This window comes from Humiphilus diazotrophicus, assembly GCF_059726315.1.
The window spans coordinates 6,029,066-6,050,717 of the sequence record NZ_AP040870.1; the positions used below are offsets into that span (position 1 = coordinate 6,029,066).

Below are 21,652 nucleotides of genomic sequence, written 5' to 3' on the forward strand. Positions count from 1 at the left end.
TCAATGGCCTCCTGCATTGCTGTTGAGTTGATTGAGAAAGGGAGCTATGTCGCCCTGCGCGGCATTCAGGTCGAGGAGGGCCCGCCAGGTGTCGATGCGTGCAAGCGCGTCCTGTACTTCGCTCTGTTGCAAAAGCGCTTCGGCCTGAGTGACTTCTACTATATTGGTAAGACCTGCCTGATAACGTGCACGCGCCTGGCTTTCTGCCATACGAGCTGCTTGGAGCTGAACGGGCGTGTTTTGCGCAATCTGTAGAGCGCCGTTGTATCGGGCATCCGCTTGTTCAACTTGCCTGTTTACGAGTGCGAAAATCTTTTTGTAGTTCAATTCCTGCAAACGTTCTTTCGCAGCGGCAATCTTCCTTTGCTCTCGAATGGAAAAGTAATCCAGGGGAGCAAAGGTAGCCTGAACTCCTACGGCCCAATTCTCTCGTGTGGGAGCAAGACCATCCGTGCCACCATGCAGGGTGCCGTTAGGACTTACACCGCTGCCACGTCCGGAGATGAGTCCTTCCAAAGTCAAGCGAGGCAGATAGGCTCTGGAGATGACCTGCTCTTCCGCTTTCTGCTGTTGCTGCAAATGCTCTTGTTCCAGGACGAATGGATGAGTATTCACTGCTTGTTCTCTTGAACTCGAAGCCGGTGTCTGGAGAAACGGAGTGCCGTCTAGCTGCATCTGCATATTCGGAATCGCGAGAAGTTCCTTAAGCGCCGCCATCCCGATTTGTACTGCGGTTGTCGCCTGAATCAGCCGAATCTGTGCCGCTGCAACCTCAGCATCTGCTTCGGAGGCATCGGCCCCGGGGCGAAGCTGGTTATCGACAAGTTTGTGGATAGTATTGGCAAAGCTCTTCCGCCGATCGAGATCGGCTTGCGCACTTCTGACCTGTTCTTGTGCTGCAGTGACGTTAAGGAAAGCCGTAGCTGCTGCCGTAGCAACAGCCAGCTTGGTCAAAGAGAGTTCGTCTTGAGTCGCATCCTTTGCTGCCCGCGCTGCAATTTCTTCGGCATGACGATAGCCAAATCGCGTCGGTTCCCATCCCACGAGGAGCCCTCCAGCGCTATTCCAGATCGAACGATTGGAAGTTGTGTTCAGCACCGTGCCAGAAAGAGAAGGCAATGTCCCCTGCGGCATCATCAGACCTGTGATGTTGTTATAAGTGCTGCGATTGGTCTGCCATAAGAGATTAGCCTGCGGAAGATTTTGTGTCTTGATTTGCAGGACGTTGGCGTCTGCCGCGAGAACTCTTTGTAGCGCAATCTGGACAGATGGATAGTTTGTCAAGGCAAGGTTGATGGCGGCCTGGAGCGTCAATGCTGACTGTTGTTGGACCGGACTATCCGCTGCTGCTATTTGCCTCGATGCTGTTATAGATATAACGGAAGAGTAGTCCTGCAGGAGAGATTGAGCCTGTAGGGGGAATGGGATCACCATAAGGGGAAGTACCCACGAAAAGCGGGACATCGTGACTCCAGGGGAAGCTTGTCTCGAACATGGGCTGGCGGATCTCTCCGTTGTTCGAGATTGTGTTACAGGTATAGCATAAAAGGGTGACTGGAGAGCAACAAGGAAATTGGCTGGTGCTTCTTTTCCGGCTTGCGGCGAAGCACGCCAGCGCCCGTGTGTCCGTATGGCGTCGTTTGAAGCGCTATGGAGCGTTGCCCCTCGAGACCTCCGGATATATCCTTCCCAACTCTGCGGGCAATCGTGAACGGCTGGAATGGATAGCAGCGGAAGTACGTTCCCATAAAGGTCAAGCCTCAATTGCGGAAGTGCTTTCGTTTGACGATCTCTCTTCGGAGGGATTGAAGTCCCGCTTTCTGGATGCACGCAAGCGAGATTATCTGGCTTTGGAACGGGAGCTGAAAAAACTACTCGGTGCGAAAAAACAGGCCGGTGGCGAAGTTTCTCTCCATCGGCTTCGGCGTCGCTTTGCAGAGATTAATGAGATTGATTTCTTTGTTTCCCCTGAGCGTAAGCACATTGAAGAATTGTTGCTTCAGATTACCTCTCCCAAGAAAAAGGAAAAGCGGGTACGGATTCTTTCGAAAGCTCGATATACAGGCAAGATATGGTTGACCCGTCCTCGTCCCGGTATTGATCGCGTGAGCTCCGCGTGGTTAATTCGCCGTTTTATCGATACTGAGGCTCAATTCCGCTTTGCTACTTCGCCCGCTGCATTTCCTGAGGCGATTCCTTTTGACATGTTTGGTGTGGCTGAAGGCTTTAGTCACGTAGGAGAGGACTGCACCTTCGAGACGCTTATGAAGAGCTTCGGTATCCAGGACCGCAGGATAATGCGGATAGCGGAGGCCATCCATGATGCCGATCTTGCGGATGGCAAATATGGTCGTTATGAAGCCATAGGCTTGGACTGCGTCCTGGAATCCTGGGCAGGGAAGAAACTAACAGATCAGGAGATTCTCGATCGTGGAGGGGAGTTGATTGAGGCTCTGTACAACACGATTAAGTAGTATCAATCTGATCCCCTGCCATAATAGATTTCCTTCTGTTATCAGGCCGCGTTTCTTGAGTAGCGGATAGCATCCACTCTTGAAATTGCAATCAGGCCATCTTGCACCATTGCATCCAGGTGTGGCAGAAGCCTTTCAATGTTTGGCTCCGTATCGATAATGCTCATCATGAGTGGGGCGTCTTTGCTAAAGGGAAGCGCACTCGCATGGTGGATTCGTGCGCTTGTGCCAAAGCCCTCGATACCTCGGTAAACAATTGCTTCATAGATGCCAAGCTCTTGGCATTTGGCCATAAGTGCTTCATGCAAGGGTTTGTTCTGCCAGCGATCACTTTCGCAGAAATGAATACGCAGCATCATTGCCGAGAAATCTTCTTTGATATGCATGCTGCCCTCCTTTCCTTCGCTGCACATGTCTCATGATGCTGCGCTAATGGCGGTTTCAGATGCGCGATAAGCGTACTTCACGATATCTACATCGGACAAAACCACCAGCCCCTCTTCGACCATTTCCTCCAGAACGGGCAGAAAGGACTGAATTTTGCTCTCAACATCTACGGCGGTAAGCATGATAGAGGCGTCATGGGAGAGACTCAGAGGCTTGTCTTTGTGCATACGTCCATGGGCACCATAGCCGAGGATGCCCTTGTATACGGTGACGCCTGCGAGATCATTTGCTCGCATAGCTTCTACGAGAGCTTCGTGCAAGGGTTTCCCCCGCCAGCGGTCGCTCTCCCCGATATAGACTCGCATGAGCTTTGCTTTGCCTTCCATTTTGATGTGTTCAGGCATATGGGTTGCCGGAGCTTTGGGAGCTTGTAATGCTTTGACAATGGTGGTTTCCTGAAGCTCAATCATTCCCGGTCCAACCATTTCCTCCAGCTTGCCTAGTAGCTCCTCTACTTTTGCCTGTGTTTCGGTGAATTCAATCTTGATGGGAAGATGATCGGAGACATCGAGGAAGTAGGAGGTGTGGAGGCGATGGTCGGCTCCAAATCCCGCAATGCCCTTGAGCACAGTTGCTCCCGCGACTCCACGGTAGTAGAGGTAATCGAGTATGGTGCTGAGCAAGGGGACTCCGTGGCGGGTGTCTCCCTCGCTCAGAAGAATAGAAACTCTAATAGCTTTGCCGGTTTGCAGCATGGGAGCTCCTTTCCTATGCGCTGGAACTTCTTGCCGGAGAGGTCGGCCTGGCGCGAGTCGTTCCGGATAGGTCGGCCCCGGCGTATCGCTTTGAGAAACCAGCGTTTAGCGTTAATACCGCTACTCTTTCTTTGAAGCGGTATAGCGAGAGCAGGCAGTATCCCAACTGGAGGCTGCTTTTGCCGGACAGAATGATAGCCCTGTAAGGAAGCACTTTCACTACAAAACTTTGGCTATAGCTATACCCGCCCAAACTGCAACAAAGCCGAGAATAAGGCTCGTCAGTATATAGACGAGGGCTATCGGAAAGCCTCCAGCTTGAATGGTGGTTACTGTTTCCCATTCGAAGGTAGAGAAGGTACTGTATGCTCCGATAAAGCCGATTGGTACCAGATATCTCCAGGCGGGGTGAATCTCCGATCTGCTATTGAGAACGGCTAAGCAAAAGCCGATCAAGAAACAGGCCGAGATGTTGACAATCAGCGTTCCATAAGGAAATCGGGTACCTGAACGGTTTGTTATGGACGACGTAACCCAGTATCTGGCAACTGAGCCAAAGGCTCCGCCAACAGCAATCAGCAGATATTTTTGCAAGACTTGCCCCTTTCTTTCCGCAGAGCTGTTGTCGCTCGGAAGAGGAGCGCTTGGCCCTGGTATATCGGTTTTCACTTTTAAGGGGAATCTCGCTAAAGACATGACTCCGTAACGGGATTCCCGTTAGGAGTCATCATCTGTCCAGCTTATGAGGGACAGCGGTTAAGGCATTTTTTGAAATGCCTGTGGTGAACTCCTTCACCACAAACAACTTCTTTTAAGATATCGCTTGGCTGGTGGACTGTCTACCGCTCTCTCTTCTGTTGCTCAACAACCAGGCCGGTCGATTCCGCAAGATTTCTCTCTCGATAATTCACGGATGGAATCTCGGATTTGAGGCCTGAATTCGCGAACCAGGTCAAGGAATGCTTTTTGAATGATGCTGTCAGCGTTAGGTCTCCAGGCAAGTACCAAGCCTACGCTTGCCGTACTGTCTTGAAGCGGGCAGAACATCAGCTTGCTTGACATCAAATGCCTCAGTCCAAGAGGTACCAGACCGATGCCTTCCCCGGCTTCTACCAACGTAAGTACTCCCGACCAGACGGTAGAGGTGTTAGTGATTCTGGGGGAGAAGCCTGCTTTTCGACAAAGAGAGATGATGACGTCAAAAAGAGTTGGCGAAGTTAAGCGGTCACACAGGACAAATGTTTCGCTTGCCAGGTCATGAATCGATACCGGACCCCTCGCCAAGGGGTGAGTCTTAGGCAATACCGCCACAATCGGGTCTTCATAAAGAAGTTCGGATTTTAGGGTGCGGTCGAAGGGCGGCTCCAGAGGACGCGTGAATCCCACGTCGATCTTTCCGGTCAGAAATGCTTCAATTTGATAGGACGGAGTTAATTCATGAAGTGAAAGGCGCACATTAGGGTGGCGTCTACGGAATTCACTAATCAGGCTTGGGAAAAAACTGCCTGTTCCCCATACAAAAAAGCCAATAGAAAGTGTCCCGATCTCTCCGCGCATCGAACTTCTGGTGAGTTCGACCGCTTTCTCGGATTCCAGGAGGATCCTTTTCGCTTCTCGAAGAAAGACCTCTCCATGCACTGTTAAACTTATCTGGCGCTTATCCCGATGCAGCAATTGAACACCAATTTCATTTTCAAGATCGCCGATTTGCTCGCTGATTGCCGATTGGGAAACGTGCAGCTTCCTTGCCGCCTGGCTGAAACCTTGCCACTCTGCTACTGCGCAAAAGTATCGAAGATGACGTAGCTCCATAAGAATAATAGTGTATCGGTTTTTCCGATAATAGCTATCTGAAGGAACTTTGCGACCTGCTCAACTACTGGCGAATCAATAACGACGTCGATACTCCGCGCCCGGAACCGTCAGGGCAATAAGGATACAGGTTGCATGTGGATAGTTAGAGTCGCCCTCAATAGGCCCTACACCTTTATTGTTTTGGCTCTATTGGTGCTGATTGTCAGCCCGATAGTGATTCTCCGGACGCCGACGGATATTTTCCCGAGCATTAATATCCCTGTCATTGCTGTCTCCTGGACTTATACAGGTCTGAATCCTGAGGAAGTCGAAGGACGCATCACGACTGTCTATGAGCGGGTATTGACGACAACTGTCGATAATATCGAGCATATCGAATCAACGACGGTGAATGGCACGTCAATCGTCAAGGTTTATCTTCAGCCTAATGCGAGTATCGATCGAGCGAATGCACAGATAACCGCTGTTTCCCAGACAATTCTGCGTCAGTTGCCTGCTGGAGCTCTGCCACCGCTGATCATTAATTACAATGCTTCGACGGTTCCGATCTTGCAGCTTAGTTTGTCCGGTAAGAACCTGACAGAACCTCAGCTCAACGACATTGCGCTGAACTTTCTGCGCACGCAATTGGTGACTGTTCCCGGGGCTTCCGTACCATTTCCCTTTGGCGGTAAACAGCGCCAGATCATGGTCAGCCTGAATCCCGGGTTAATGCAGGCGAGGGGGCTTTCGGCTACCGATGTATTGAACGCCATCAATCAACAGAATCTGATTCTTCCTGGGGGTACGGCGAAAATTGGCGAATTCGAATACGACGTCGATTTGAATGCCGACCCCAAGACAGTTGAAGAGTTGAATAACCTGCCTATCAAGACTGTAGGCAGCACCACGACTTACGTTCACGACGTAGCCACGGTAAGCGATGGATTTGCTCCGCAGCAGAACGTTGTGCGCCAAGACGGACATCGTGGCGTGCTGGTAACGGTTTTGAAGGCCGGCGATGCTTCCACAATCGATGTCGTCAAGGGAATTCGCCAGATACTGCCGCGAGTTGAACAGACCCTCCCCCCAGAGCTCAAGATTCAACCGCTTTCAGATCAGTCGATCTTTGTACGTGGGGCGGTGAATGGCGTAATCCGCGAGGCCATTATTGCAGCTGCTCTTACCGGGATCATGATTCTTGTGTTCTTGGGAAGCTGGCGCAGCACATTGATTATCGCCATTTCTATTCCTTTATCCATCCTGACTTCAATCATGGTTCTTAGCGCCTTGCACGAGACCATCAACATTATGACTCTGGGTGGATTGGCGCTGGCGGTCGGCATCCTTGTCGACGATGCAACGGTGACTATCGAGAATATTGAGCGTCATTTGGAAGAGGGAGAACCGCTACATGACGCAATCATGAACGGTGCGGCGCAGATTGCTGTACCGGCCCTGGTTTCGACACTTTGTATTTGCATCGTGTTCTTGCCGATGTTTTTCCTGAGTGGTGTGGCTCGCTATCTGTTTGTTCCTCTCGCAGAGGCTGTTATCTTTGCCATGCTGGCTTCTTACATCCTGTCGAGAACCCTGGTTCCGACGCTGGCGATGTATCTGCTCAGGCACAAGGATCATAACCGGGCAACATCGCGTAACCCCTTTACCCGTTTCCAGCATGGCTTTGAGCGTGTCTTTGAGCGCGTAAGGCTTTCCTACCAGCGGACGCTGATTGGCTTGGTTCATCGGCGGAAGATGTTTGTTCCGGCGGCTCTGGTAGTTTTCCTTTCGGGATTCGCTCTCGTCCCGTGGCTGGGGCAGGACTTCTTCCCGGACACCGATAGCGGACAGTTCATTCTCCACATACGCGCCAAGACTGGCACCCGCATTGAAGAAACGGCGAGACTCTGCGATCAGGTAGAGAATGCCATTCGACAGACGGTCCCCGCCCGGGAGATGGACAACATCCTGGATAATATGGGACTGCCCTATAGCAATATCAACTATGTCTATAGCCGGTCTGGACTAATCGGTGCGGCCGACGCGGACATACTGGTATCTCTCAATGAGAAGCATCATCCCACGGCCGATTATGTCCGCCGTCTGCGTGAATCGTTGCCGCGTCAATATCCCGGTATCACCTTCTACTTCTTGCCTGCGGATATCGTGACGCAGACGCTGAACTTCGGTCTCCCTGCTCCTCTTGATATTCAGATTGATGGCGCGAATATCGAAGGGAACCGGCAGGTTGCCGATCGGATACTGCAGCAGATTCAGCATGTACCGGGTGTAGCCGATGCTCGTATTCAGCAAAAGTTCGATTATCCGAAACTTCATGTCGAAGTCGATCGTACTAAAGCTCAACAAGCAGGCTTTACCGAACGCGATATCGCCAGCAGCATGTTGATCTCCCTAAATGGCAGCTTTCAAACAGCACCGATGTTCTTCCTGAATCCGAAGAATGGTGTGTCATACAACCTGGTTGTGCAGACACCGCAGTATGACATCCAATCGGGGAAGGATTTGCAGGCTCTGCCGATCAGCGGACCCAATATGGTTCGGCCTGGCATTCTTGCCGATGTGGCTTCGATCCAGCGTACGAATGAGATGGCTGTCGTGAATCACTACAACATCCGTCGTGTCGTCGATATCTATGCTTCGGTTCAGGGTCGGGATCTGGGAGCTGTGGGGCGGGAAGTTTCGAAAATCGTTGATGCCAACAGGAAGTCTCTTCCCCGCGGCAGTTTCATGACGATTCGCGGACAGTATGGAACGATGAGGAGTTCCTATATCGGACTGCTGGCAGGCTTGGGTTTTGCCATCATTCTGGTGTACTTCCTGATTGTGGTGAACTTCCAGTCCTGGCTGGATCCGTTCATCATCATCACGGCTCTGCCAGCGGCTTTGGCCGGTATCGTGATGTTCCTCTTTATTACGCATACGACCTTGAGTGTTCCGGCATTAATGGGAGCCATCATGTGTATGGGTGTTGCGACGGCTAACAGCATCCTGGTTGTCTCGTTTGCTAAGGAACGATTAACGCTTCATGGCGATGCCGTAATGGCCGCGATTGAGGCCGGTAGTACTCGTTTCCGTCCCGTTATTATGACGGCCTTAGCAATGATTATCGGAATGATTCCGATGGCAATGGGGCTGGGAGAAGGCGGCGAGCAGAATGCGCCGTTAGGACGTGCCGTAATCGGCGGTCTTCTCTGTGCGACCGTAGCAACTCTGGTATTTGTACCTGCGGTATTTAGTCTGCTGCACAGCGGGCATACCTCGTCGGATATGCAGTCGAAAAAAGAAAATCAGCCGCAACCTATTCATGTTTAGTTAGCGTGATTTGTAAATGCAAGAAACCGTAAACGAACGGAGTGTCGTAATGAGCACAGGTGAAGTTAATCAAGCTGAAACTCGGCAGACCGAAGAATCAAGATCGGAGCAGGTTGCTGGACAAGTACATCCGCACATTCCCCTGCATGTTGTCGGTCCTGAAGAGCATGCACAAAAACCTACTCCAATTCACTGGATCGTCATTGTGGTGCTTGTGTTCGTATTTGTTCTTGGTGCTGTCGTGTATTCCGGAATTCACGCTCGTGCGGCTGCCGAAGGGGATCTGGCAAAAAGAACCGAGCAGGCAGCAGTTCCTATCGTGAGTGTTGTGCGTCCGGGAACCACCTCTACGGCACTGGAGATTGCTCTACCGGGCAATGCTCAGGCCTTCAGCGATACTCCGATTTATGCGCGGACGAATGGTTATTTGAAGCGCTGGTATGTCGATATTGGCGCTCATGTCAAGAAAGGTCAATTACTAGCCGAGATTGAAACGCCGGAGATCGATCAGCAGCTGCAGCAGGCTCGTGCAGAATTGAAGAGCTCTGAAGCCAATGCGCAGCTTGCGCGCACGACGGCTGCTCGTTGGCAAAATCTGTTAAAGACCAACTCGGTTTCGAAGCAGGAAACCGATCAGGCCGTTAGCGATCAGAGCGCAAAGGCAGCGGCTGTGGAGTCGAGTCTGGCAAATGTTCGCAGGCTAGAGCAGCTGCAGTCCTTTGAGAAGGTCTATGCCCCTTTCGATGGCGTGATCACAGCGCGTAATACGGATATTGGTGCCCTGATTGATGCCGGTGCTACCTCGACGCCGAAGGAGCTTTTCCATTTAGTGGCAATTAATAAGCTCCGTGTGTATGTAGCTGTCCCTGAGGTTTATTCGCAGGCGGCTCAGAACGGAGCAAAGGCCACCCTAACACTCGACGAGTTTCCCAATCAGGTTTTCGAAGGAACGCTGGTGAGAAATGCCAGTGCGATTGATCCTGCCTCCCGTACTTTGAATGTGGAAGTGGACGTCGAAAATGGGAAGGAAACGATTAAGCCTGGAGCCTATACCTTTGTTCATCTCAAAGTTCCGCAGATGATTCACTCTTCCGACGTGCAGTCGGTTACGGTTCCGGCCAACACTCTACTCTTTCGTTCCGAAGGTCTGCGTGTAGGGGTCGTGCGGAATGGCCATGCCGAGCTGATACCGGTTCATATCGGACGTGACTATGGCAGTACTGTGGAAGTTATCGCTGGGCTGCGACCGACGGATGCTGTCATTGTGAACCCGTCCGATTCTCTTGTAAGTGGAGAACCTGTTCAGGTGAATGACCAGCAATCGGGAGGGGGAAAGCAGTGAAGCCTCTCAGTCTAGGATTTCTTAGTCTCGCTACCGTGCTGCTGGCAGGCTGTATGGTGGGACCTAAGTATGTAAAACCTCTAGTTCCCACGGCCCCTGCTTATAAGGAACAGGTTCCTGAGTCTTTTAAGGAAGCTGGTAATTGGAAGTCGGCGAAGCCTCAGGACCAAGTGCTGCGTGGCAAATGGTGGGAGGTTTTTGGAGACCCGCAGCTGAACGCATTGGAAGAAGAACTGACCACTTCCAACCAGAATTTAAAGGTAGCCGAGGCGCGCTTCCGTCAGGCACGCTCCATGATCCGGTTCAACCGGGCATCGGAATTTCCTACAATTTCTACCGCGCCAAGTATCTCGAATGAGCGTTTATCTGTGAATCGGCCTTATTTCCCCTCTGCTTCCGGCAACAACGGAACAGGTGATTTTGTGCTTCCGTTCGATCTTTCCTATGAAGCGGATTTCTGGGGCCGGATCAGGAGAACTGTGAATGCGGCGAGGGAAGAAGCCCAGGCTACGGCCGCCGATTTTGAGACTGCCAGCTTGAGCCTTCATGCCGAACTGGCGATGGACTATTTCGAACTCCGCAGTGCCGATGCTCAAAAAAAGCTGCTGGACGATACGGTAACTGCCTATAAGGACGCTCTACAGCTTACACAGAATCGCTTTGAAGGTGGAGCAGCACCCAAATCGGATGTAGCGCAAGCACAGACACAGCTGCATTCGGCAGAGGTTCAAGACACCGACATCACCGTGATCCGAGCGCAGTATGAGCATGCTATCGCCGTGCTATTGGGGAAGCAGCCCGCGGATTTCCAGCTTCCTGCTGTTCCGCTTAATTCCCAACCGCCTGCAATCCCGATTGGAATGCCTGCTGAACTATTGGAACGTCGTCCGGATATTGCCGCGTCTGAGCGTCGTGTTGCGGAGGCAAATGAGCAGATTGGAATTGCGAAGGCTGCATTTTTCCCAACTATCACTTTGAATGCGAGTGCCGGGTTTGAAGGTAAATCCATCACAAACTGGTTGAATTGGCCAAGTCGATTCTGGGGCGTTGGGCCGCAGGCGGCGGAGACGCTCTTCGACGCGGGCCGCCGTCGCGCGGTTTCTAATTCTGCCATCGCAGGTTATGACGCTACTGTAGCCGGTTATAGGCAAACAGCACTGACTGCTTTCCAGCAAGTCGAGGATAATCTTGCTGCGTTGCGGATTCTCGAACAGGAAGCGCAGCAGCAGCAGCAGGCGACCTCTTCTGCTCAGGAGTCATTGCAGCTGTTCACGAACCGATATCAGGGAGGAGTCGATACTTACCTCCAGGTAATTACGGCTCAAACGGCGGCACTGGTGAACGAGCGTAACGATATTGACATTATGCGTCGTCGAATGGATGCCAGCGTTTTACTGATCAAAGCTTTAGGCGGCGGCTGGGATCGCGCAAGCTTGCCAAAATTATAGAGTTGCCCTCCCCCAAGCATTTAGAGCTCAGGCAAATACGGAATCAGAGTCCGTTCCGAGCAAAAATGTCGTAGGCACAGCCCGCGCAGCATCTAGGTTGCGCGGGCTTCTTCTTCTCCGATATAAGAGATTTTGGGCAAACACGATATCTGCCCAGCTTCCACTTTCCAAAAGACATATTTGAATGATGTGGCCAGAAATAAGCCTTATGTGTGCATCGCAGTATGTCGCAGGTTGTTTTGTGTCGATAAGGTTCTCGGTTCCAGGGCTATTATCCAACCTATAGAAAACAAGGCCAGTAAAAAGGTTAATGATCGTGGTTGCTCGTGGGGAGGTTATTTGATGGGCTCGAATGAGGTTGAGGAATCCCGTTTCGCTTCAGAAGAGGGCAACCAAATCCTAAATGAGACGCATCGCCATGTTGTTCAATTCTATGGCCATGATTCTTCCTTTCTGCTCGATGGTTTAGCTCGTTCTTTTGGTGCCGCGTTAGGTTCGGGAGGCGGCGCGATTGTGATCGCAACACCTGCACACCGCGAACTCATCGTAGAGCGCCTGCGCTATCTAGGCATCGATCTATCTTTGGCGGAAAGTCAAGGACGTTTTCTCTCTCTCGATGCTGAGCAAGTACTATCTCGTTTTATGTCTGGAGCTCTTCCTGATAAAGAGCGGTTCTTTGAAGTCGTTGGCGGTCTGCTGGAAAAGGTTACGGCGGCAATTATCGAGCGCCATCTTCCCGTCTCGATTTTTGGAGAGATGGTAGCCATTCTCTGGAAACGAGGAGATACAGAGGCCGCCATAGCTGTTGAGTCATTATGGAATCAGATCGCCAAAAGCTATCAATTTTCCCTGCATTGCGCCTATCCTCTAGAAAATTTTCCTCGTGAGGGAGATGCTGAGACGCTAAAGCATCTCTGCGCCTTACATTCTCTTGTCATTCCTGGAGAGGAATACTCTTCGGCCGGAAGCGAAGACGAACGGCAACAGGTGATTGTTCTTCTTCAACAGAAGGCGGAGGTGCTTAAAGTTGAGGTCGTTAAACGTAAGCACATGCAGCAGGAGCTTGCGCAACGCCAGGATGAGCTAACTGATCTGCTTGAAAATGCTCCCCAGGCTGTTCAGCAGGTTGGAGCCGATCAAACAATCCTGTGGGCAAACCGGTCTTTGCTTGATCTCCTTGGATATGAGCCGGAAGAATATATTGGTCAGCCTCTGAGCAGGTTCTACGTAGATGGGAAAGCGTTTCAGGAGTTCTGGAAGAGGCTGAAACGTGGCGAAGATGTTATCGATTTTCCAGTGCAGCTCCGGTGTAAGGACGGGTCGATTCGCCATATTCTTTTGCGCTCCAATTCCGCATGGAGCGGTGATGAATTTATCCGCAGCCGCTGCTTTATCCAGGACATAACCGCTAAGGAAATGGCGGAGGAAATGCGCCTTAGGCTGGCTGCAATTGTCGAGTCTTCCGATGATGCAATTATTAGTAAGGATCTGACCAGCATCGTTACCAGTTGGAATCCCGGTGCAGAGAGATTATTTGGCTATACCTCTGCAGAGATGATTGGGCGTTCTATCCGGACGATTATTCCTCCCGAGTTGATTGAAGAAGAAGATCTGATTCTCGATCGGATTGGCCGTGGAGAGCGCCTTGAGCACTTCGAAACAGTACGTGTAACAAAATCTGGTTCGCGCGTGAATGTATCGATTACCGTTTCTCCCGTACTTAGCCCCGAAGGGAAGGTGATAGGTGCGGCCAAAATTGCGCGCGATATAACCAAACAGAAGAAGATGGAAGAGATGTTACTCGTCTCCGAGAAGCTTGCCTCTGTCGGGCGCTTAGCGGCAACCGTCGCTCACGAGATTAACAATCCACTGGAAGCTATTACCAACCTTGTCTACTTGGCAACGAATCAGGCGGGTAATCCCGAGCTGGTTGCGGAATACCTTTCCTTGGCTCAAGAAGAGCTTCGGCGAGTATCCTTCATCACGCATCAGACCTTGGGCTTCTATCGAGAACATCACGGGGCAAAAAAGATCTACCTGAAAGAAATTCTTCAGCAACTCATCGCAATGTCTTCATCGCGTGCGAGGTCCAAGGGTGTTGAGTTTCAACTGGAGGTGCGTTCAGATCCCGGTGTTCTGGCTGTCCCGGGTGAGATTCGACAGCTTCTTGCTAATTTCCTGAACAACAGCATTGATGCGGCCAAAACGAGAAGTAAGATCCGAGTGCGTGTTTCTTCAGGGATCTCCTGGCGAAAAAATCCGTGTGAAGGAGTCCGGATTACGATTGCGGATGAAGGGCAGGGGATTCCAAAGGAATACCGGCACAAGATCTTTGAGCCCTTCTTTACAACAAAGCAGGATGTCGGGACAGGCTTAGGACTTTGGATTAGCCACTCGATTGTCTCTGCATTATCAGGTCATATCCAGTTAAGAAGTAGTATGCGTCCAACCAAGAGCTGGACGGCATTTTCTATCTTCCTTCCCTCCCAAAGTGTCTCCAGAAAACAGTCGGAAGAACTTCCTTTGGCAAGTTGAGATGGTGTATCAGCTTTCTCAAAATGCACTGGACCGTGCTCGAGCAAGGCTTACTGCTTCTGATTGGCGATAGTCGGAGCTTGTGTCCACATCTGCTCGATGATCTTCCATGTTCCATCTGCCTGCCGCTTGAAGAGCATGATATAGGTTCCGTGAATGCTTTCGGGGACTCCCGTTGCTGTTTGTGTGAGCGTTTCCTGGTAATTGCCACTTTCGTAGGCTAGATCGCCGGACATCTCTGTCATCAAATTGAACAGATTGATGCTGACGTTAAAAGCTGTCGTGACATTTTGGAATAACGTTCCAATATTCTGCTGTCCGATGATTCTTTGTCCTGTCGAATCAAGGAACATCGCATTCCTACTGTAAAGAGACGTCAATTTAGCCAATTGCTTGGACTGCAAATAACTAGTCCACAGAATCCGTAGTTCGGCTATCTGTGGTGGAGCAGGATTTGCCGTAGCTATACTCTGCATGGCAGCACGTTTAGCGTTTGCTTCTTGCGGTGCCGCCATGCAGCCAACAGAGGCGCAGACGAGTCCCAGGACTGTCAAACTGAAACGGACAAATCGCATTTCCTCTCCAGACAGAGCTCAACGGGCAAAATCCTGCGAACACCCAGCAGCTATGCCGTGAGCAGCCGCGCTCCTGACGCGGTTACGACTAGTGTGTGTTCGTAATGCGCGGCAAACGAACGGTCGCGGGTACGGATTGTCCATTCATCCCTCTTTGTGACCACACGTGGACCACCTGCGGTAATGATGGGCTCGATAGTGAAGACCAGTCCTTCCGTGATCAAATCTGAGCAGGATAAATCACGGCAATTCGGAATGATGGGAGCCTCATGGATTGTATGGCCAATTCCATGTCCTGCAAGGTCTTGAGCGACTGAATATCCCTGTCGCTCGACTTCATGCTGAATTGCCGCTCCTATTTCATAGGCGCGAATACCAGGCTTTACGCGCTCCATTCCGCGATGGAATGCCTGCTGAGCACATTGGATTAGCTGCTGATTTGCTTTGCGGACCGGCGGCACGGCAACCGTTTCGCAAGCATCGCCCATGTAGCCGCCAATCTCCACTGTCACATCCATCTTGACCAGATCTCCCGCTTTCAGCTTGCGTGAGCTGGGAATTCCATGGACGACTTCGTCATTAACACTGATACAGGTTTCTCCAGGGAATCCGTAGACCATCCGTGGTGCGGATTTTGCGCCGTACTTGCGCATTACACAGCCTGCCACGGCGTCCAGCTCCAGTGTGCTGATGCCAGGACGTACGGCGGCTTTCATTGCGTTAAGCACAAGACGAGTAATGCGCCCTGCGCGCTCCAGGCCCTTGAGATCTTCAGGCGAATCAATAGACACGAAAGACCTCCTGATCATCAGGATATCAAGGTCTGCTCTCGACTGAATACCTCCGGGTGCTTGAGCATTTCTGTTGCCAGCTCCCTGCCACTTGTGGATAACTGAAAGAAACGGCGGTTAAGGAGAAGAACACATGGCAATACATCTTTGGCTTGCGTTCGTTGCAGCCTCTGTCATCTTGGTCCTGATTCCAGGACCAACTGTCCTTCTGGTAATAGGTGATGCGCTGGCAAACCGCCGTCAGCAGGCCTGGTGCACTGTTTTAGGAGTAGGGCTAGGGGATGCAACAGCAATGACTCTGTCTCTTGCCGGAGCCGGGGCCCTGTTGCGGACCTCTGCCGCGGCTTTCACCGTCATGAAGACGGTTGGAGGGCTCTACTTAATCTACCTTGGGGTGAAGTCGATTCTCGCCGCCCGGCGTAATGGCGAGGAAGAGGGGGCGAGCGGAAGCGATTTCTCCAAGAACACGCCTCCTTCGGGAATGAAGCGCTTGGGCCGTGCCTGGACAGTGACGGTTCTGAATCCGAAGAGCATTTTGTTCTTTATTGCCTTTGTTCCACAATTCATTTCAGCAGATCGTCCGTTTCTATTGCAGTCCGTCATCCTCCTGATCACCTTTGTGACTCTGGCGATGACAAATGCCTCCCTTTATATGTCTCTAGCAGGCTTCTTGGGCGGGAAACTGGCTAGCGCCTCTGCACAGAGGAAAGTTCATTACACCGGCGGGTGTGCTCTCATCACCGCCGGAACACTGACGTTGGCGTTAAAGCATCGCTGAAAAATATGATATGACCGGCGCAGAAAGCTCCGGACGAAATGTCGGTTGGAGCTTTCCTGCGTTGGTAAAAATATCCCTTCCAGGCTCTGGAGTGCCGCGGACGTTAATCTTCGCGGTATAGTTTCTGTTGCATGTGAGAGGTTCAAGATCGATGAGCGTAAGATCTGTTCCTTTAGCGCATTTCCTGCACAGATATAGACTCGCCAGCGAGGGAGAGAGGCATTCTCTAGGCCGGACCATCCTTCGAGGTGCTGCGAATTTCTGGGCGATGGCGTTGTTGGTATCAACACCGCTTTGGGCCGCTTCCGCGCCGGTTCTAAAAGTTCAGAAACAGCCTGATGGGGTTGTGTTGACGTTGAATCAGGGACTGATGCAACTGCAGGTCTGGTCAGATTCCGTGGTGCGGGTACTTCGTACTTCTGCGTCGGCTTTGCCTTCAACCCAGAGCTGGAGCGTGACAGCGAAACCTGGAGGACTCATTGTCTGGACGATGAAGGATTCCTCCGGTTCGGTGTTGCTAGATACTGAAATGCTGGAGGTACGAGTTGACAAGAAGACTGGAAATATTCGTTTCTTCGATCGTACCGGCAGGTTGATAGCAGCAGAAGAAACAAATGCTACTCCAGGACCTTCCTCTCCCCCGGAGAAGGAGGGTGTCCATCAACGGTTTTCCCTCCAGCCGGATGAAGAGATCTATGGCTTAGGTCAGCATCAGGATGGGCTGATGAGCTATCGAGGAACTACGGTGAAACTCCTGCAGCAGAACACGGATGTTGGTATTCCGGTTCTTATCTCCAGCCGTGGATACGGCATATTTTGGGATAATCCATCGATTACGGAAGTGGCTATTGGCCTCAAGGGGCAGGAATCGCTTGTCAGCTGGAATTCCGAAGCTGGAAAGGCCGTCGACTATTACTTCCTCTACGGACCCTTGCTGGATCATGTGATTCAAGGATACCGAAAGCTGACCGGCGATGCTCCTTTGATGGGGAAATGGCTTTGGGGATTCTGGCAGAGCAAGGAACGTTATGCAACGCAGCAAGAGCTGCTGGATGTGGCCGCAAAGTACCGGAGCTTGAATCTTCCAATCGATGGAATTGTGCAGGACTGGCAATACTGGAAGCCAGGAGGTTGGGGCTCTCACGAATTTGATCCCAGTCGTTATTCCGATCCCACGACGATGGTGAATCTCCTTCATCGAGACAATTTCCATGTCTTGATATCCGTGTGGGCGAGATTTGATTTAGGACTACAAAATACAGAGGAACTGGATAAAGCAGGGGCTCTTTATCCGCAGACTTATCAGAATGTCTATCCCAAAGGAGAGGGAAGATGGTACGACGCCTTTAGTCCCAAAGGCCGGGAGATATATTGGCGCCAGATTAAGCAGCATCTCTATATTTCGGGCTTTGATGGATGGTGGCTCGATGCTTCCGAGCCAGAGCTTGGTGGCAAATGGGGAGAATTCCGGACTGTCCCTACTGCTGGAGGAGAAGGGAAGGCTGTCTACAACGCCTATCCTCTGATGACCACGACAGCCGTGTATGAAGGGCAACGTGCAGCTACAGACCGAAAACGAGTAGCAATTCTTACTCGTTCAGCCTATGCAGGACAACAGCGGAATGCCGCAATTACCTGGTCCGGAGACATCAAGGGAACTTGGGAGGTTTTCAAAAAGCAAATCCCTGCCGGGCTCAACTTTTCTGTGAGCGGCATTCCTTACTGGAATACCGATATAGGCGGATTCTTTGGTGGAGATCCTAAGGACCCTGCATATCAGGAACTCTTCGCGAGGTGGTTTGAATATGGTGCCTTTTGTCCCATGTTTCGGGTGCATGGAACAGGAGCTGGAAAGGAATACTGGCAGTGGGATGAAGGCACTCAAGAGATCTGGAGGCGATATGTCAATCTTCGCTACCGTTTCCTTCCGTATATCTATTCCATCTCCTGGCGCGTAACCCATGATGGCGGGACGATGATGAGGCCCCTGGTAATGGATTTCCCCGACGACGGCCGGGCGCTGAAGATTTCCGATCAATATATGTTTGGCCAGGCAATTCTTGTGAATCCTGTCACTTCTTCGGCTACAAATCGCAAAGTCTACTTCCCCGGGAAAAAGGATTGGTACAACTTCTGGACAGGAAAAAAGGAGACGACCGCCAGAGAAGTCGATGCTGCGGCTCCTCTCGATACTATGCCGCTCTACGTGCGAGCAGGATCGATTCTGCCACTCGGTGCAGTTGTCGAGTATGCCCAGGAGCAACCACCCAGTCCACTAGAGATCCGCGTCTATCGGGGAGCAAACGGTACCTTCACGCTCTATGAAGATGATGGAGAGAGTTATGCCTATGAAAAGGGGGCCTATTCGACAATCCCCTTTATTTGGGACGAAGGCAGCCAACTCCTGACGATTGGTGATCGACGCGGAGCGTTCTCTTCCATGTCCCAGCAGCGAACCTTCCATATCGTATTTGTTCGCGAAGGACATGGAACAGGCGAGCAGGTTACAGAAGATCTTGATCGGGTGGTTGAATATAACGGAGCCGCCATGGTGGTGAAGGCTTCCATGTAATTGTCGAATAGGTTATCTCTACAAGGGGTGTGCGGTTAGCCCAACTTCGCGGGCGAAGCTGCCACCCCTCATGAATGATTAGGCTGCAGCAAATCCAGCATTACTATGCCAGGAGTGCCGCTTTCTTTCGAGGAAAGCGGCGTAAACTTTCTTGCGTTCCTGGTGTAACCACGCAAGAATTGCTATCGGTTTTTCCATCCGATTGTTACCGTCTTTGCCTGGTACCCGTTTCCCTCCGGAAATTGAATTTGCACAAAGTTGCCCCGTTGCTCTCCTCCGTCAATTTGGAGCGGCCCCTTACCGTTATTGCGAAGATACAAACGCTGAGTACTTCCGGCTGGAGCTTCCAGTTTGACCACCAGGTTTTCTGCTGTGATTTTCTGGTCGAGAACCTTCATCTCCCTGGTGCTTTCTCCGGGGATTGGGGCCATATGTTCTAAACCCAACTCCACAACAGATAGAGGCAACTCCAGCCGATGATGGGTTTGTGGTTTTTCTTCACAGCTTTTTCCTTCGGGAAGATTCAGGCAGAGGGTCATATCGTGATCACTTACAGCATCGATTGCGAGCCGACGATCCTTGCGCTCCATATCAATATTCACTAACTCGCTGCCTATACGTACGTGTTTCAGTCGCGCGAAATTCCATTGCGCTGGCAATTGTGGTTTCAGGTAGAGCGTGTGGCGAAGCGCATCTGCTTCGATCCCGAAGAGGCCTCGTATCGCTGGGGATAGCACCATAGCCGACGACCACAACTGATGAGAGCTGCTTCTTCCGAGCGGTTCAAAGTATTGTCCTGAAATCACCTCTGTTACATATCCAGGATCTTGTGCCCAGGTGAGGTCAGCATTCTGCATAAGATGTGCGTAGCCGGAGAGTGCGCGCCCTGTACGATACTCACTCAGAGCCGCCCAGCCGGTAAATAGAGGCCAGACAGAACCCTGATGGTAGCTGATGGGATCGAAGACTGCAGAGCTGTCCGATACAGAACGCGTTCCCCAGTCTGTCGAAAAATGACTTCCAGCCCAATCGGCAAACATCGTATCGGCGCTCTCCAGCGTTGAATTGCGCGTCCACCACGCAACAGAGGGAAAGATGGTTGGAGTGGGATCAAAGGAGCTATCGGAATTTTTGCTGAAGGCATACATGCCACTTGTTGTTCGATAGTCTCTGAGTCGGGAGGCGATAACCTTCACCTGATCTTCCGCATGGCTGGCGAGAGTTGTGTCTCCCATCAACTGCGCCAATCCTTTCATGCATGTGGTGGCTTGAGCATCGAGAGCCGCTAGATAGATCTCCTGGTGAGGCAGTTTGGGCGGCCATGCTTCCACCCAACCCGTGCCTTGGCTGTTGTCATAAATTCCGTCTCCATCACTGTCATTGGCGCGTTCGAAGGAATAAGCTTTTTTGACTGCTTCCCAGTGCGACTTCAGAAATCCAAGATCTCCAGTGTTTCGAACATAGTCCTCGATTGCCATGATGAAGAGTGGAGTAGCATCCGCAGCGGCATATTCATAAGGCATTGAGTTCCAGTCGACCAGTTCCGCAGTCTGCGCATATTCGTGCATGATCTTTCCATCTGCACGCTGTCGCTGGGAGATAAACTCCAGGGCTTGCCTGGCGAGGGGCTGGTCTCCGTAGCTGTTGATTGCGTATAGCGACCATAGAGTGTCTCTTCCGAAGAACCATCCGAAGCCGGGGCGCGCAGAGTCCCATGCCGGATACCATCCAGCTACCAGACCCAGTTCCTGACCGTGTTTCACCTTCGTTTGTTCGATTGCCACTTCAGCCCAGCGCATGGCTTCATCGAATTTTGTGTCGGGCGTTTCAGTCGTCAGCCGATTATCGAAGAAGTGAGCATAATATTCCTGAACTCTGTTATAGATCGCCCCCATCGATGCGTTTTCCTGGGCTATCTTTTGCTGGAGAGATTTGATTGTTGCTTCGCTAAGGTCTGATTTCCCGTCAGGCAGAGCTATCAGAAGAGGGAAGTAGCTTTTGGAGTCCTTGGCTGGATCAAACTCGATCTTAAGTTGAAGCGGATGCGATTGAGGGTGTTCCTGATACGGAGCCATGATCCCGGAATGAGCTCCTGGCATTGCTACCATTCCGTAGTTTTTTGTGTTATCGGTTGCCAGTAAAAATCCACCGCCACCGCTGAAATTGATCCAGCTGGCAGACGGGCGTCCATATTGAGGCGCAGGCCATTGTTGTATCAGTGCCGGTTCGAACTGGAAAGTTAAAGTGGCTGGTTGTACAGATGAGATTTCGAAGAGAACCACTGCTCCCGGAGAGCTTTCGTCCACCGACCGGGAGGCGAACATGTGCTGCTTTACCGTGATTGCGGCATGGGAGTAGGTAATAGTCGTGTGATCGGGTTGAACCTCGATTTCAGCGGCATTCCTATTCAGATCGATTGGAACACCATATCCCTTGAGCTCGGCCGAGATGTGAAATCCATTGAGTACTTTCGTTGGAAGAGCCCAAAATTCAAAACCGCCATCCTGTTCTCCCAGGATTGCTCCGGTTTCACCGGCCACTGTAAAAGGAAAGCGTGGTTGTACGTTGCGTTCTATTTTGAGTGTTCCCTGGGAGAGAGGGAATCGCGGAACGGGAGAAAGGCTTTGAGCGCTTACGCCTATTCCCGCGAAGACGAATGCTGTTGTAGCGAAGACGCGGAAGAGTCGAGAGACACGAGGACGGAGCAGGGCACTCGTGCGGATCGTAATCATGGAATTGTATTTCCCCCACAGAAGGTTCCCGGACTTAGAGTATTTCTCCTGTTGCTGTGAAGTCACGGAGAACAGTTAAGAGCGTCTTTTCTTGACGGAAAAGACGCGCCAGTCTTCGTGCTTCCCTCTACACCTA

The 21,652-nt window shown here is 51.5% G+C and carries 15 protein-coding genes and 1 riboswitch; of the genes, 7 read left to right on the top strand and 8 right to left on the bottom strand.

The window, feature by feature from the left end:
* Window positions 1–1,464 (bottom strand): TolC family protein, encoded by a 1,464-nt coding sequence (locus AC6I7T_RS24650; protein WP_497790418.1) that lies wholly within the window; start codon window positions 1,462–1,464, stop codon window positions 1–3.
* 116 nt (window positions 1,465–1,580) lie between these two features.
* Here AC6I7T_RS24650 and AC6I7T_RS24655 point away from each other — a divergent pair, with 116 nt between their 5' ends.
* Window positions 1,581–2,474, top strand: coding sequence for a chromate resistance protein ChrB domain-containing protein (locus AC6I7T_RS24655; RefSeq protein ID WP_497790419.1), 894 nt, complete (start codon window positions 1,581–1,583; stop codon window positions 2,472–2,474).
* Window positions 2,475–2,515: 41 nt separating this feature from the next.
* Here the strand turns inward: AC6I7T_RS24655 and AC6I7T_RS24660 are convergent, their stop codons facing one another.
* From AC6I7T_RS24660 to AC6I7T_RS24675, 4 genes are all read right to left on the bottom strand, one after another.
* Window positions 2,516–2,860 (bottom strand): DUF190 domain-containing protein, encoded by a 345-nt coding sequence (locus AC6I7T_RS24660; RefSeq protein WP_497790420.1) that lies wholly within the window; start codon window positions 2,858–2,860, stop codon window positions 2,516–2,518.
* A 30-nt stretch (window positions 2,861–2,890) separates the two neighbouring features.
* Window positions 2,891–3,616, bottom strand: a complete 726-nt coding sequence (locus AC6I7T_RS24665; protein WP_497790421.1) for a DUF190 domain-containing protein — start codon at window positions 3,614–3,616, stop codon at window positions 2,891–2,893.
* Window positions 3,617–3,835: 219 nt separating this feature from the next.
* Window positions 3,836–4,210, bottom strand: a complete 375-nt coding sequence (gene crcB / locus AC6I7T_RS24670) for a fluoride efflux transporter CrcB (RefSeq protein WP_497790422.1) — start codon at window positions 4,208–4,210, stop codon at window positions 3,836–3,838.
* 117 nt (window positions 4,211–4,327) lie between these two features.
* Window positions 4,328–4,422: riboswitch (Fluoride riboswitch) on the bottom strand.
* Window positions 4,423–4,477: 55 nt separating this feature from the next.
* A complete protein-coding gene (locus AC6I7T_RS24675) occupies window positions 4,478–5,428 on the bottom strand; it encodes a LysR substrate-binding domain-containing protein (protein ID WP_497790423.1) in 951 nt (316 codons plus the stop codon).
* Between the two features lie 135 nt (window positions 5,429–5,563).
* Between AC6I7T_RS24675 and AC6I7T_RS24680 the strand changes: the two genes are divergently transcribed.
* The 4 genes from AC6I7T_RS24680 to AC6I7T_RS24695 all read left to right on the top strand — a co-directional run bounded on the left by AC6I7T_RS24680 (window position 5,564) and on the right by AC6I7T_RS24695 (window position 14,068).
* Entirely contained in the window at window positions 5,564–8,743 is a 3,180-nt protein-coding gene (locus AC6I7T_RS24680) for an efflux RND transporter permease subunit (RefSeq protein WP_497790424.1), read from the top strand.
* A 49-nt stretch (window positions 8,744–8,792) separates the two neighbouring features.
* A complete protein-coding gene (locus tag AC6I7T_RS24685) occupies window positions 8,793–10,085 on the top strand; it encodes an efflux RND transporter periplasmic adaptor subunit (RefSeq protein ID WP_497790425.1) in 1,293 nt (430 codons plus the stop codon).
* Window positions 10,082–11,533: an efflux transporter outer membrane subunit gene (locus tag AC6I7T_RS24690; RefSeq protein ID WP_497790426.1), complete on the top strand. Its 1,452-nt coding sequence runs from the start codon at window positions 10,082–10,084 to the stop codon at window positions 11,531–11,533. Before AC6I7T_RS24685 ends, AC6I7T_RS24690 begins: the two co-directional genes overlap by 4 nt.
* Window positions 11,534–11,875: 342 nt before the next feature.
* Window positions 11,876–14,068, top strand: a complete 2,193-nt coding sequence (locus AC6I7T_RS24695) for a PAS domain S-box protein (RefSeq protein ID WP_497790427.1) — start codon at window positions 11,876–11,878, stop codon at window positions 14,066–14,068.
* Between the two features lie 50 nt (window positions 14,069–14,118).
* Here the strand turns inward: AC6I7T_RS24695 and AC6I7T_RS24700 are convergent, their stop codons facing one another.
* Window positions 14,119–14,643 (bottom strand): YybH family protein, encoded by a 525-nt coding sequence (locus AC6I7T_RS24700; protein ID WP_497790428.1) that lies wholly within the window; start codon window positions 14,641–14,643, stop codon window positions 14,119–14,121.
* Window positions 14,644–14,693: 50 nt separating this feature from the next.
* Window positions 14,694–15,434, bottom strand: coding sequence for a type I methionyl aminopeptidase (gene map, locus AC6I7T_RS24705; RefSeq protein ID WP_497790429.1), 741 nt, complete (start codon window positions 15,432–15,434; stop codon window positions 14,694–14,696).
* A 133-nt stretch (window positions 15,435–15,567) separates the two neighbouring features.
* Between map and AC6I7T_RS24710 the strand changes: the two genes are divergently transcribed.
* Together AC6I7T_RS24710 and AC6I7T_RS24715 are read left to right on the top strand one after the other, a co-directional pair.
* Window positions 15,568–16,212 (top strand): LysE family translocator, encoded by a 645-nt coding sequence (locus AC6I7T_RS24710; RefSeq protein WP_497790430.1) that lies wholly within the window; start codon window positions 15,568–15,570, stop codon window positions 16,210–16,212.
* A 151-nt stretch (window positions 16,213–16,363) separates the two neighbouring features.
* Window positions 16,364–18,784 carry a glycoside hydrolase family 31 protein gene (locus AC6I7T_RS24715; RefSeq protein ID WP_497790431.1) on the top strand — a complete coding sequence of 807 codons (2,421 nt, stop codon included), beginning with the start codon at window positions 16,364–16,366 and terminating at the stop codon, window positions 18,782–18,784.
* Between the two features lie 182 nt (window positions 18,785–18,966).
* On the opposite strand, the gene AC6I7T_RS24720 is transcribed toward AC6I7T_RS24715, so the two are convergent.
* The gene (locus tag AC6I7T_RS24720; protein WP_497790432.1) at window positions 18,967–21,516 is read right to left on the bottom strand and encodes an amylo-alpha-1,6-glucosidase; all 2,550 of its coding nucleotides are present in this window, start codon (window positions 21,514–21,516) and stop codon (window positions 18,967–18,969) included.
* Window positions 21,517–21,652: the final 136 nt, after the last annotated feature.

What these genes read in the sequence shown, in the direction of transcription:
- AC6I7T_RS24650 (WP_497790418.1), bottom strand. Translation starts at nt 1,464, where the DNA reads ATGTCCCGCTTTTCGTGGGTACTTCCCCTTATGGTGATCCCATTCCCC.
- AC6I7T_RS24660 (WP_497790420.1), bottom strand. Translation starts at nt 2,860, where the DNA reads ATGCATATCAAAGAAGATTTCTCGGCAATGATGCTGCGTATTCATTTC.
- AC6I7T_RS24665 (WP_497790421.1), bottom strand. Translation starts at nt 3,616, where the DNA reads ATGCTGCAAACCGGCAAAGCTATTAGAGTTTCTATTCTTCTGAGCGAG.
- AC6I7T_RS24675 (WP_497790423.1), bottom strand. Translation starts at nt 5,428, where the DNA reads ATGGAGCTACGTCATCTTCGATACTTTTGCGCAGTAGCAGAGTGGCAA.
- AC6I7T_RS24680 (WP_497790424.1), top strand. Translation starts at nt 5,564, where the DNA reads ATGTGGATAGTTAGAGTCGCCCTCAATAGGCCCTACACCTTTATTGTT.
- AC6I7T_RS24685 (WP_497790425.1), top strand. Translation starts at nt 8,793, where the DNA reads ATGAGCACAGGTGAAGTTAATCAAGCTGAAACTCGGCAGACCGAAGAA.
- AC6I7T_RS24695 (WP_497790427.1), top strand. Translation starts at nt 11,876, where the DNA reads ATGGGCTCGAATGAGGTTGAGGAATCCCGTTTCGCTTCAGAAGAGGGC.
- AC6I7T_RS24700 (WP_497790428.1), bottom strand. Translation starts at nt 14,643, where the DNA reads ATGCGATTTGTCCGTTTCAGTTTGACAGTCCTGGGACTCGTCTGCGCC.
- AC6I7T_RS24710 (WP_497790430.1), top strand. Translation starts at nt 15,568, where the DNA reads ATGGCAATACATCTTTGGCTTGCGTTCGTTGCAGCCTCTGTCATCTTG.
- AC6I7T_RS24715 (WP_497790431.1), top strand. Translation starts at nt 16,364, where the DNA reads ATGAGCGTAAGATCTGTTCCTTTAGCGCATTTCCTGCACAGATATAGA.
- AC6I7T_RS24720 (WP_497790432.1), bottom strand. Translation starts at nt 21,516, where the DNA reads ATGATTACGATCCGCACGAGTGCCCTGCTCCGTCCTCGTGTCTCTCGA.